The 13,263-nt window shown below is 32.2% G+C and carries 12 protein-coding genes and 2 pseudogenes; 11 read left to right on the plus strand and 3 right to left on the minus strand.

Annotated elements, in window-relative coordinates; genetic code table 11:
- Positions 1–213, plus strand: a pseudogene (locus AC0UBM_RS15225) (transposase); the annotation flags it as partial.
- A 50-nt stretch (positions 214–263) separates the two neighbouring features.
- Here the strand turns inward: AC0UBM_RS15225 and AC0UBM_RS15230 are convergent.
- From AC0UBM_RS15230 to AC0UBM_RS15240, 3 genes are all read right to left on the minus strand, one after another.
- A complete protein-coding gene (locus AC0UBM_RS15230; protein WP_038527458.1) occupies positions 264–1,460 on the minus strand; it encodes an IS256 family transposase in 1,197 nt (398 codons plus the stop codon).
- A 284-nt stretch (positions 1,461–1,744) separates the two neighbouring features.
- Positions 1,745–2,986, minus strand: coding sequence for a hypothetical protein (locus AC0UBM_RS15235; protein WP_475689195.1), 1,242 nt, complete (start codon positions 2,984–2,986; stop codon positions 1,745–1,747).
- 154 nt (positions 2,987–3,140) lie between these two features.
- Entirely contained in the window at positions 3,141–4,271 is a 1,131-nt protein-coding gene (locus tag AC0UBM_RS15240) for a tyrosine-type recombinase/integrase (RefSeq protein WP_475689196.1), read from the minus strand.
- Between the two features lie 122 nt (positions 4,272–4,393).
- On the opposite strand from AC0UBM_RS15240, the gene AC0UBM_RS15245 reads away from it, so the two are divergent.
- From AC0UBM_RS15245 to AC0UBM_RS15290, 10 genes and pseudogenes are all read left to right on the plus strand, one after another.
- Complete coding sequence (locus AC0UBM_RS15245; RefSeq protein WP_475689197.1) at positions 4,394–4,735, plus strand: hypothetical protein; 342 nt, start codon at positions 4,394–4,396, stop codon at positions 4,733–4,735.
- Between the two features lie 906 nt (positions 4,736–5,641).
- A complete protein-coding gene (locus tag AC0UBM_RS15250) occupies positions 5,642–5,773 on the plus strand; it encodes a hypothetical protein (RefSeq protein WP_475689198.1) in 132 nt (43 codons plus the stop codon).
- Between the two features lie 26 nt (positions 5,774–5,799).
- Positions 5,800–6,147 carry a single-stranded DNA-binding protein gene (locus AC0UBM_RS15255; protein ID WP_475689199.1) on the plus strand — a complete coding sequence of 116 codons (348 nt, stop codon included), beginning with the start codon at positions 5,800–5,802 and terminating at the stop codon, positions 6,145–6,147.
- 81 nt (positions 6,148–6,228) lie between these two features.
- Complete coding sequence (locus tag AC0UBM_RS15260; protein ID WP_475689200.1) at positions 6,229–6,609, plus strand: DUF6876 family protein; 381 nt, start codon at positions 6,229–6,231, stop codon at positions 6,607–6,609.
- Positions 6,610–7,053: 444 nt separating this feature from the next.
- Complete coding sequence (locus AC0UBM_RS15265; protein WP_475689201.1) at positions 7,054–7,434, plus strand: BfmA/BtgA family mobilization protein; 381 nt, start codon at positions 7,054–7,056, stop codon at positions 7,432–7,434.
- Positions 7,435–7,445: 11 nt separating this feature from the next.
- Positions 7,446–8,477, plus strand: coding sequence for a MobB family relaxase (gene mobB / locus AC0UBM_RS15270; RefSeq protein WP_475689202.1), 1,032 nt, complete (start codon positions 7,446–7,448; stop codon positions 8,475–8,477).
- Positions 8,478–8,487: 10 nt separating this feature from the next.
- A complete protein-coding gene (locus tag AC0UBM_RS15275; protein ID WP_475689203.1) occupies positions 8,488–10,071 on the plus strand; it encodes a type IV secretory system conjugative DNA transfer family protein in 1,584 nt (527 codons plus the stop codon).
- A 65-nt stretch (positions 10,072–10,136) separates the two neighbouring features.
- A pseudogene (locus tag AC0UBM_RS15280) lies at positions 10,137–10,208 on the plus strand (DUF4113 domain-containing protein); the annotation flags it as partial.
- A gap of 170 nt (positions 10,209–10,378) precedes the next feature.
- Positions 10,379–11,944 (plus strand): SIR2 family protein, encoded by a 1,566-nt coding sequence (locus tag AC0UBM_RS15285; protein ID WP_475689204.1) that lies wholly within the window; start codon positions 10,379–10,381, stop codon positions 11,942–11,944.
- 222 nt (positions 11,945–12,166) lie between these two features.
- On the plus strand, positions 12,167–13,252 hold the full coding sequence (locus tag AC0UBM_RS15290; RefSeq protein ID WP_475689205.1) for a Fic family protein: 1,086 nt from the start codon (positions 12,167–12,169) through the stop codon (positions 13,250–13,252).
- The last annotated feature ends 11 nt before the right edge of the window (positions 13,253–13,263 follow it).

Here is a 13,263-nt window from a genome sequence, read left to right on the forward strand (position 1 = left end):
ACAGTTACCTATTATCGTGAGGAATACCAACGTAATATAGCTCGAGTAAACAGTAATCAAGGGCGTTACATGAAAGGAAAACGGCAAAGCACCGTAGAACCCGTATTTGGAACCCTGACGCAGTTTATGGGGTTAAATAAGGTTTATACTATTGGTGTAAAACAAGCCAATAAATGCATGCAACTCTCAGCTATTGCTTACAATCTCAAAAAATGACACTATCCTAAAAAGTGTGTAAGTTCAAAATTTCAGGGTTAGGTTATTTATAACTTAATCCTGTTTTCAAATATAGCTAAAAATTGATTTAGTATCACTCCCCAATTTCTGATTGGCATGGTCCATTTTTTAGTGCTTTCTCTCAAAGCTAAAAACACGGATTTCATAACTGCTTCATCTGTTGGAAACGAGAGTTTGTTTTTTGTGTATTTCCGTATCTTTCCATTTAGGTTTTCTATAAGATTTGTGGTGTAGATTATGGTTCTTATTTCAATAGGAAAATCAAAGAATACTGTAAGCTCATCCCAATTATTTTCCCAACTTTTAATGGCGTAAGAATATTTAGAATCCCATTTAGTTTTGAAGTCATTTAAAGCAGCTTTGGCAGCTTCTTTTGTAGGAGCAGTATAGATTTGCTTCATGTCACGAGTAAATTCCTTTTTGTCCTTCCAGACCACGTAACGACACGAATTTCTTATTTGATGCACAACACAAATTTGAGTCGTTGATTTCGGAAAAATAGTTTTAATAGTATCCGTAAATCCATTTAAATTATCGGTAGCTGTGATAAGTATATCTTGAGTTCCTCGAGCTTTAATATCGGTTAAAACACTCATCCAAAAGGCTGAAGATTCATTTTTACCTAACCATAATCCTAGGACTTCCTTTTTGCCATCTGTTCTCAGGCCTACTGCAATATAAATAGTCTTGTTTATGACTTTAGAGTTTTCCCTAACTTTAAATACGATGCCATCCATCCAAACAATTAGGTAAGTGGCCTCCAAAGGCCTGTTCCGCCAAGCAATAACATCTTCTGTAATCTTATCTGTAATCCTTGAAATAGTGGATGTAGAAATATTAAAATCGTACAGCTCACGTATTTGTTCTTCAATATCACTGTTACTCATGCCTTTGGCATAAAGCGATATAATAATATTTTCGATGCCTTCTGTTGTACTTTCTCTTTTCTTTACAATTAAAGGATTAAAAGAACTATCACGGTCTCGAGGAACTTGAATCTCTGTTTCTCCTAAAACGGATTTTAATTTCTTTTTAGTGTAACCATTTCGAAGGTTGGCTGCTTTACTTTTTTTGTGCTTATCGTAGTCTAAATGGGCATCTAGTTCCCCTTCTAGTAACTTCTCAATACCACGTTTGTGCAACTGTTCTAAAAAGGATGTTAGCTCTGGTGCATTCTTGAATTGTTTTAAAAAGTCTTCGTTTAATAAATCTTCTGGTTTCATAAGTGTGTAAAAGTTAAAATTAATGAATAAAAAAATCTCAGATTAATATTTAACCTGAGATTTTAAAACTTACACAGTTTATGAGATACTGCCCAAAAAATACATGAAATTTATTGAAAAACGTACTAAAAGTGATGCAGGAGCATTTGCACTTTATTTTAATCTAAAAATACCTTTTATAAAGCTATTAATACGCTTTTAAGACCTTGTAAATCACCTAAAATATTAACTGTATAAAAACAGAAACCGTCTCTAAAGACGGTTTTTAATTAAAGGTGCACTATTTATTTTGGGCTTGTGCAACGATTACCGGTGTTGCCTATAGTTTTTTTTTGTTTTTCTTTGTATAATACTTCTTTTAGAAAACCATCCAAATTATCAATGTTATTTTCCCAATGTTCAATGATTTCATTTTTCACTTTTTTAAATATAGAGAAATTTAGATCCTGTCCAATGTTATCCTCTGTTTCAATTAATTTATTTAGAATTTCTCTTTGTAAAATCGGATCTATTGAATTCCATATGGAGGGCTTGATAAACCAATGATCAGAACCATTAATCATCCAATTTTCAATCATATTTAACATTAATAACGGAATAGCAAAATAGTTCGTGTAAGCTTTTAGTTGGACAGTATTTTTTCTTAATGTTGCTATAAAAATATATGTTTTATTTTCTAGTGGAAGAACGTTGAATATAACAGGAATATTCTTTTTTTTTGTAGTTAATTGAACTGTAAAGTTTCCACTTCCCGCCAATGTTACAGGAAGAACTTCATTTATTTGCACAAATTTATAAGCGATTTTCTTAAAGTTTTTTCTCTTTAGATCACTTTCCACGGACTCAAGCATTTTATACAAGAACTCATTTAGGTATTTTGTTGTTTGTTTTTTTCTTTTGTCTATTTCAAAAAGTTTCCTATCATGAGATTTAAAAATAATTTTGTCAAAATTATTTTCTGAATTGTTTAATTCATTTTTATCTAAATTATTTAGGACATATTCTTTTAATTTTTCATTCCTAAATTTAAGATAATCATTTTCTAATTTATTGGTTCTTTCAAGAATATTTTCATTTACAACAATTTCTCTACAAATGGTTCTGTACAGCTGTAGAGCGACATGTTCACCCGTTTTAAAATCTTTTAATTTTTCGAAATTCTCGAACAGTTTTTCATGTTCTAAACAGTAACCAGGAAAAGTTGACGCTTCATTAATTCCTTTGGAATACATTTCATACTTCCCAGATTTCATACTTACCTCAGGGGTCAAAACATGATTGTCTTCCGAAATAATTTTTATACTACCAGATTTTTGAATCGTGTGTGAACGTTCAATACTTTTTGCATCACAATTATTTATAATACAAGTTTGTTTTTTTTTCCAATTCTTAAAATATTCTGTGTTTTTGTATTGAAATTTTTTATTGTCCCTTTCGTTATCATAAATTAAATCTGGATTTTCTTTATACTCATTAATAGTTTTTTCTAAGACAGATTTTATTTTTTCTATAATGAGTTTGTTCATTTTTTTGGAAATTATAGGCAACTTGTTTATATGAATAATTGAATACACTATAACCTACCAAAATGGGGTGGATAACGATGGTTTTTTAATTTGGTATTCATAACTTATTATTCTTGTGTTTTTTGTTAATTACTAGAGCAATATAATAACTTTCTTACAATGTGTCGAAAGGATTTTTAATATCCTTTAAATTAGTTGATGTAACGTGCGTATAAATCATGGTTGTTTTAGGGCTGTTGTGTCCTAAAAGTTCTTGAATATACCTAATATCAGTTCCACTTTCTAGTAGATGAGTTGCAAAACTATGGCGCAAGGTATGTAGCGTGGCATATTTTTTAATTTCGGCCTTATGTAATGACTTTTTTAAAACTTGTCTAGCACTTACTTGCGTATATGGTTCTTGGTTTCTGCCTTCAAACAGGTAATGCTTTGGGTTGTAATGATCAAGGTATGTATGCAGGATAGGTATAATACTAGTTGATAATAAGGTGTATCTATCTTTTTTTCCTTTGGCGGCCTTAATATGTATTAATCCTCGATCATAATCAATAGCATTTAACTGCAAAGCAAGAGCCTCTCCAATGCGTAAACCCGTTGAATACAACAAACTTAATAAGGTTTTGTGTTTTAGGTTTTTGGTGCAATCTAATAATGTTTTAACTTCCATTTTGCTTAATACATTTGGGAGTTTCTTATCTTTATCTGGACGTTTAATATCTAATGCCTCAATATCAATTCCTTTAAAAGCAAAATAGTGTTTAATACCACTGATACATTGATTTTGAAAGGATACAGACTTTCTAGCCTTAAAAATATAATCGTAATTAAACTGTTCGATGGTGCGTGTAGAGAATACTTCAACCTGTTTAAGTTGCATATAGCGTAAAAATAGAGTTGTTACCTCTACATAGGTGTTTACTGTATTAGGGCTAAACCGTTTTTGTTCTAACCACCGTTTAAATTTATTCAGTGCTGTAACCTTCTCAACATGTAATGTTGGTAATTCTAATGTCCAATAAGAGACTTTGTCTTCAGCCTGTAGTGAGGTTTCGGGAAGGGATTTAAACTGATTGTAATTTACATACCAACTTTGTTTTCTGAAATATTTAAATAGATCTGATATGGCATTATTGTAATAGGGAATAAAATAAGTGTTATAAGTGTTACTATATCTCACGTTGGGAAACGATTTAACATAAAGTTCAACCTCATTCGTATCTTCAAATGATATTGCTATAAGTTTATTTTGCTGATGCCAATGCGGTTTAAGGGTAATTGTTATCATCAGTTTTTTATTAAAAATAAAGAACATTTATAATTTTATCGTATATTAATCGAATAGTATTCGTTTAATCTTTAGGTAATTGTGGGGTGTTTGTAAAAACTTGTAAATATTGTGGTGAAAATTTGAGAGGGCGGTCAGACAAATTGTTTTGCGATCTGCATTGTAAAAGTGCCTATCATTATAGAAGTGCTTTAGAGAACGAACCACGTTTTTTTAATCAGGTAGATAATCAACTAAAACAAAATCGACGGCTATTAAAAAATTATAATAAATCAGGAAAAGCAACTGTTAGAGTTCAGGTATTAGAACAACAAGGTTTTAATCCTAAATTTTTCACTCATTATTGGAAAAATAACAAAGGCGATGTGTACTTGTTTGTTTACGAATATGGTTTTCTTAAGCGGAAAGAACAACATATCGAAAAATATATTTTGGTACATTGGCAGAATTACATGAATTCATAGAGATGTTATTAATGCTTGTTTTTTATAAAGAGCTTATCCCACTCAGCCCATTCCCACTACATGCTGCGAAAAGCTCTATTTCGGGAAAAGCGCTTCCTTGAAAAAAGTCTTGAACGCAACGTTAAGGCTTACGGATTCCATTTTACTTGCTTGCTAATTACCTAGAAAAACGGGAAGCCATCAAACTCCACTACAGCCTTAACATTACGTTCGCTTGGCATCCTACTTCAGGAAGATGTTTCATTTATAGAACCCACTCAGCCCATTCCCACTACATGCCGCGAAAAGCTTCATTTCGGAAAAAGCGCTTCGTTAAAAAAGTCTTGAACACAACGTTAAGGCTTCCGTCTTCCATTTCACTTGCTTGCTAATTCCCGAGAAAAACGGGAAGCAATCAAACTCCATTACAGCCTACAGCATTAACGTTACGTTCGCTTGGCATCCTACTAGTTTAAAAAGATTTGTTTCATAACCCGGTTAGCACATTTCCACTTCATTTCACGAAAAAGTTACATTTCGGAAAAAGAGCTTACCTACACAAGTCTTGAACACAATCCCCAATTTTAGCTTTCCATTGCGTTACCCTTCCTGCTACGCCAGGAAGGACTCTCCATTCCAGAGCGAAAATCGTGAATAGCGTTCGCTAAATCAGAATTCTATTATGCATTTGATACCGCTTCCAATGTATTTGTACTTCACAAAAGACTTTAGACTTACACCCAGACCCTCACAATTACTTCCCTTTTTTCGATAGCAAAATACCAACATTTAGAAGTTGAACGGACTGCATAACCGGTCGTGCCTCCCTTTTATAAGTCCTTATCAATTCGAAATATTGAAACTGTATAAGCAACAAAAAAAGGTAACAGTGAGGGCACTATGGGAAGTAAATCTAAAATGAATCTTATGAAATCAGACAAAAACATACAAAAGGAAGCGACACCAAGACAAACAAAAAAGGAAAACGCTCAGGATATAATAAGTAAATCATTTAAAAAAAAATATAGACACAAGCCGTCTGAATGGTTCGGATGGTAATTTAATTAATCTTTAAATCTTTTATTATGAGTAGTATCAAAAATCACGTACAGTTAATTGGAAACATTGGACAAGATCCAACAATCACCAATCTTGAAAACGGTAAAAAAGTAGCCCGATTTTCATTAGCCACGAATGAGCATTTCAAAAATGCTAAAGGCGAAAAGCAAACTGAAACTTCTTGGCATGCTATAGTTGCTTGGGGAAGTATAGCCGAAATTATTGAAAAATTCACTTCAAAAGGCAAAGAAGTGGCAATAACTGGTAAGCTTAAAACTAGAAGTTATACGTCTAAAGACGAGCAAACACATTACATCACTGAGGTGGTTGCAGACGAGATTCTATTATTGGGTTCTAAGCCTGATAAAGCCTAAAAATTGAAATCAAAAAAAAGAGGGTGAACCTTCCACAGTAAAACCCTCTTTTAATTTTTTAACCTTTAAAATACTTTGAAAATGAGCACTAAAGTTAACATATTAGAAGAAGGATTACAACAATTTCACGGATCGATGGAATGTTTTAAAATCCCATTAATTAATACCCGGTATACAGAAGGTATTCAATATTTAGCCGAACATGGGCAATGTCATTGGTTAATCACAGACGCATCAATTATAGGAAAACAATTGATGAAAAAATCCTATTTTATAACCATCGATTTTAAACGTTTATCTGAAGCCGATCAAAAACAAAAAGGGTATGAAGCAGAAATTATTTACACAGATGGAAATGATACTGTTTTAGATATGCAGACCTATCGCGTTACAGATTTTCCACTTCAAAAAATACGGTTATATTTTATAGATAACATGTTAATGTTGCCTGGAGAATATTAAAATGTGTAGACATTTATTTTATGATAAAAAAGGAACACCTCTAAAAATTTGGAGGTGTTTTTCTATGTGATTAATTTTCAATTGATAAAAAAAGTGTATCTTTAAAATGCTGAATTTCAGAACTAAATTTAGTATACGGTTATCTCAATTCTACTTTCGCCGAGAACCGTTTCATCAAAAATATTAACCTATTGGAAATTTATTTTCCTAAAAGGGCAATTGGCTTTTTTAAGCAAATTGTAAGGAATTTTGTTCGCCTGGGGCGAACGAAAAGGAGTAGCAAGAGGGTAACACGCAGAGCGATGTTATGGACTCCTTTTCTGTTTTAAAACACTGACAATCAGTTGTTTGAAAATAATGTAATTTCTTGACTCTCAGCAATTTGCGACAAATGGCTTGCGAACGCCTAGTTTTAGGGAAGAATTTGCGACAAATCGGCGAATTATGGACTCATTTACTGGTATTAGATTCAAAGAGGAAACAGCTAAACGTTTTCAAGAATTTTCAAGAACGCATTTCAAATCGCACACAGAGGCGATGTCTTCTATGCTTGATTTTTTCTTCTATAATGAAATCTCTCCAAAAGAAACATTTGGGCCTACAGGGCGTACCATTGAAGCTTCTCTGAAGAAACGTATTAATGCGGTAATCGCGATTATGCGTGATATGGAAAAGACACAAACCAAACCCACAGTTGCGATGATGGAGTTGTTATTTCAAAACGAGGATCTTACTCAGAATCCATCGCATTCAAGTATGAATTTTAAAGAAGAAAAGAAGGAAGTACGCTTTAAAGAAAAGCTTAATCTAAACAAAGAACTCTAAAACTTGAAGCTATGTATATAACCATTACACCTCAAAAAGTAGGAGGGACGTATTCACAAAGTTCAGCAGATTTTGTGGGCTATTTAGAGAAAGAAAATCAAAGCCTGGAGCAAGAAGATTTGGAACACTTTTTTAATCAGTATGGAGATGAAATTTCAGCAGAGGATGTTATCAAAGATATTGATGGAAATGGCGCAAAGCTTAAAAAGACAGAACCCAAATTTTATTCTATTACGGTTAGTCCTTCAAAATATGAATTAAAGAAGATAGCGCAAAGTTCAGTCGATTTAAAAACATATACTCGGGAGATCATGAAAGATTATGTGGGCTCTTTTAATCGTGAAATCAATGGAAAACCGATAACGATTAACGATATAAAATACTATGCTAAAGTGGAACACCAAAGAACATTTAAAGGCACAGATAAAGCGGTAAAAGAAAATCAACCCTATGCCTCAAAAATACTAGATCTTAAAACTAATATTCGAAACATAGAGGAAGGACGGTTAGAAGGAAATATCCCCAAAATGAAAGCTGAAATTTTAAAACTAGAACAAGCAGCTCCACATCAATTAGATGGAAAACGTATTGTTCAAGGTATGGCAAAAGGCGGAGATCAAACGCATATTCATATTATCGTGAGTCGAAAGGATGCCTCAAATACATTTAGTCTTTCACCAGGAAGCAAGTATAAAGCGTCGGAAACAGCGATGCATGGTAAAACAATAAAACGTGGATTTGATCGTGATGGATTCTTTAAAAAAGCGGAAAGACGATTTGATACATTATTTGGCTATCAGCGGAATTTTGCAGAAACCTATTCTACTAGAAATAATTTTAAAAAGCATCCGAAATTGTATTTCGCGGCGCTTATGAAATTACCAACGAATGAAAAAGCAATAGCCTTAAAAATAATGAGAGCTGGTGATATTCCTATGCTACCAAGTATTCCAGTTACGCCAAATAAACTGGCTATAAAACTATTTAATAAACTACGGAAAGGGGTAGAGGTCGCTATAAAATCAAGTTCTATCGGAATATAAAATTAAAAAGATGCTGCAGGTAAATGAAATTATATGGGTATTGGTAACAGTTTCAGTTTGTACGTTTTTTTATGCCATGTATCGGTTCAGTAGGTATGCGTTTATAATTAATTTGTTGATGTTAGGTGCTTATGTATTTGCATTAAGTTCAATAATGCATTGGGTTTTTATAACGCTGTATATTAGTTGTCCGCTTATATTAATTAATGTGGTGATGTATGTGTTTTTGCATAATACGGAGCAGTCAAAGAATGAAAACATAAAGTATCAAATCAACTTTGAAACGACTAGAGGAAATTTTAAACTAGAGAACATAAAACGTGGTGCTTCGGTAATAGGATCTGCTGGAAGTGGTAAGACTGAAAGTGTGGTGTATGGCATTTTAAAACATTTTAGTCAAGCAAAATTTTGTGGTATAATTCATGATTACAAAGATTTTGAACTTACAGAAATGGCTTATCCACTTTTTAAGGACAGCGGTATACCTTTTAAGATCATTTCTTTTGATAAAATTGTACATCGTGTAAATCCAATAGCCCCTCGGTATTTGGAAAACGAAGAAAGTGTAAATGAAATTTCAAGAGTTTTAATTGAAAATTTATTGGAGCAACGCGAATCTGGAGCTTCGGGAACCACAAAGTTTTTTAATGATGCTGCAGAAGGCTTGATTGGAGGCTTGATTTGGAAATTAAAAACGGACTATCCAAAATACTGTACACTACCGCATTTAATTGCGATTTATCAGCATATCGATACGGATAGCCTCATTGCATTTTTAGAAACGAATACCACTTCTAGAGCGATGGCAGATGCATTCATAAGTGGAAAGGATTCCGAGCGTCAAACAGCTGGTGTAAAAAGTACGTTAGCAAATGCTTTAAAACGGATTAGTACCCAGCGTATTTTTATGACTTTATCTGCAGATGAAGTCCCTCTAAATATTAATAGTTCAGAAAATCCCTGTGTGATTTCGGTGGTGAATAATCCCAAATTTGAAACCTCGTATTCTCCAGTTATTGCAGCGATTGTACATACCATTACCAAGCAAATGAGTGTTCGGAATTCAGAACCTTCTTTTTTGCTGATGGAAGAAGCTCCAACAATTCGCCTATTGAATATGCACCGTATTCCTGCGACTTTAAGAAGTTATAACATTTCAACCATTTATGTAATGCAAGACAAGATCCAGAACGATATGATGTATGGTGATAAAGCTAGCAAAGCGATTTTGAGCAATCTGTCGTATCAGTTTTTTGGAAAAGTAAATGATCCCGACACGGCTAAATATTATGAACGCTTTTTCGAAATTATTAAGGACCCAACCAAAAGTGTAAGTCGTGGTCATAATCTTGATTTTGATACACGAGTAACTACAGGAGAAAAGGAAATTCCTAAAATTAGGGCAGATGTGTTTTTTAGATTGAAACAGGGTGAGTTTATAACCTATGCAGACGGTAAGGATAAAAAAGTACAGTTTGTATTACAACAGATTAAAAAGGAGCTTCCCCAGGATGTAAAGGTGTATTCAGATGAAGAAATAGCTGCTAATTTTGAGCGTATTTATGAAGATGTTCGGTGTTTGTTTCAAGGGTGAAATAATATGGGAAATCAAATGTTAGTAATATAAAGTTCGGTTCTTAACTTCTATGTAGCCAGTGGAAAATGAAGCAAGAACGCTTATCTCCAAGATATTCTACGCATATCAATGATATTATTCGGGTAAAGGTGTAGTTTATAATTATTGGGTGTTTTGCTTTTTTACACTAAAGCTTATCGTTATACGGTAAACCGTAATTTATTTTTAATATAAAGTAATATATTTAGTGATTAAACTAACGGTATCCCATTGTTTATTATCATTAAAAGAAGTTAATGAGTATTAAAAAATTCACTCATATAAAATGGAAACACAAAGAATTAAAGAATATATTGGTGAGTTTAAAAGAGCTCCATTTCTATTTGTAGGCTCAGGAATATCTCGCCGATACTTGAATATTGAAGACTGGAATGGATTATTAAATAAATTTACAGAATCAATTGGAGTTGATTATCAATACCTGCTTTCAAGTGCTGAACAAGATTTACCTATTGTAGCAAGTGAACTAGCTAAACGATTTCATCCAAAATGGTGGGAAGGTGATGAATACGAAAGAAGTAGAAAAAAATATAAGAGTATATGTACTGATAGGGATTCAGCTCTAAAAATTGAAATATCTCATTATATTAAAGGGTGTATATCTAATTTAACTATAGAACCAGAATTAATTAAAGAGATTAATCTATTAAAGAAAGTAGTTATAGATGGTATTATTACAACCAATTGGGATAATTTTTTAGAATCATTATTTACTGACTTTAAAACTTACGTTGGTCAAAACGAATTAATATTTTCATCACCACAAGGTATTGGGGAGATTTATAAAATTCACGGTTGTAGCTCTCAACCAAACTCATTAGTTTTGACTGAGCGAGATTATGAAGACTTTGATAAAAGGAATCCATATTTAGCAGCAAAACTATTAACAATTTTCACAGAGCACCCTATCATTTTTTTAGGTTATTCTTTGCAAGATGAAAACATCCTTAAAATCTTAGATTCTATATCATCTTGTTTAACTTCGGAGAATATTAAAAAATTACAAGACAGACTAATATTTATTCAATGGAGTCCTAATGTAAAAGATGCAGAATTTATTAATGAAACTATATCTGTAAATGGCATCAGAATACCCGTAAAATCAGTTATAGTACCAAATTTCCTATCAACCTTTAAAGCTTTATCTCAAATTGAGAGAAAATTTCCAGCAAGAATGCTAAGACAGCTAAAAGAACATGTGTATGACTTAGTTATAGATAATGATAAACAATCAAAACTTTATGTTCAAAACATTGATTCAAATTCAAAGAATATTGAAAATCTAGAAGTTGTGTTCGGAGTTGGAGCAATAAATAAAATTGCAGGAGCAGGTTATAAAAGAATTGGTAGAACTGAATTAATTGAAAATTTAATCAAAAACAAGCATTTAGATTCGAGTAAGGTTGTTAGCGACACATTACCTGAAACATTAAAAGGGACTAAATACGTTCCGTTTTTTAAATACTTAAAAGACAATAAAAATATTAATCCTGATAAGCAATTAGTAGGAATAACAGAAGAGCGTATTTGTATTCATTTTGAAGATGCTAAAAAAATAGGTTTTTATTATCCAAATGTAAGTAGTTATGTAAAACGTAAAAGAGATGTGGAAAATGAAAATATGAACTTAACTCAAATAATAAAAAAATATGATTGGAAAGTTTTTTTACAAATATTTCCATACATTAAGAGAGAGAATTATACATCTTTAGATATATTAGAAATAATAATTGAAAATTATACAATTCTAGAAGGAAATAATAGTACGGAAAAAAATGCTTTTTATAAGTTAATATGCTTCTATGATTGGGTGAAATATTATTCTGAATAATTAACAACACGCTTATACTGTATAAAAAATGCTGTTAAAAATAACGCACGAATGAATTCCCGTACTACTAACCTAATCCCAAAACCTTAAACCAACCCTTTACCAAAAAAATCAATAAAATAAAACAAAAGTAAACTTTACACTCATATACCTTACAAAGGTAATTTTTAACTATATTTACTCTCGTTAATAAAACGTGAGTAAATATTACCCTTGTTAAATATGGCAGATTTCGATAGAAACATACCTTACAATAGCTTACCGCTATTGCCTCCCAAAAAAATGCTAGAGACAACAAAAGTGTTGCGTAAAACTATTGATGCCAGTAGAGCGTTAGCGCAGCTTAATGGTATGCTAACTAATTTGCCAAACCCAACGTTATTTTTAGATACAATCCATCTACAAGAGGCAAAAGCAAGTTCTGAAATAGAAAACATTATTACAACTAACGATGACTTATATAAATCTTTAGTGGCTGATAAAAAGTTTGATAACCCAGCAACAAAAGAAGTGCTAAGTTATAAGGAAGCGCTTTGGAATGGCTTGCACGATATAGAAAAACGCCCTTTTATTAGTACAAATTTGTGTATTGAAATTGTACAAAGCATTAAAAAAAATACGGCAAGTATTAGAACCACTCCTGGTACTGCTTTAAAAAATGCTAAAGGAGAAACGATTTACACACCACCAACAGGAGAAACGGTTATAAGGGAGAAATTGGCTAATTTAGAAACGTTTATTAATGAAAATGATACTATAGACCCATTAATTAAAATGGCGTTAATGCATTATCAATTTGAAGCCATACACCCTTTTAGCGATGGTAATGGAAGAACAGGACGAATCTTGCTATTACTCTATTTAAAACTAGAGAAGCTATTAGACACACCTGCTATTTATTTAAGCGAGTATATTATAAAAAACAAAGCAGATTATTATAATAAATTACGTGAAGTCACCGAAAATAATGATTGGGAATCGTGGATATTATATATGCTAGAAATGGTAGAGTATACCGCTAAAAAAGGTTTAAAACGTTTAAAAGATGTCACCGAGTTAATGGAACAAATGACTACTGAAATTAAAGAGAAATTACCTAAAGCATATACTAAAGAACTCGTAGAAATACTATTCAGATTACCATACACCAAACGGCAATTTTTAATTGACGAAAAATTAGGTACTCCAAAAACAGTAGGTAATTATTTAATGGATTTGGAAGCTGCAGGCTTTTTAACTTCCGAAAAAGTAGGTAAAGAAAAACTATATCTCAATCATAGATTAATGGCTGTATTAGAGCAGGCTTAATGTACACTGAA

This window comes from Formosa sp. F44, from assembly GCF_056238645.1.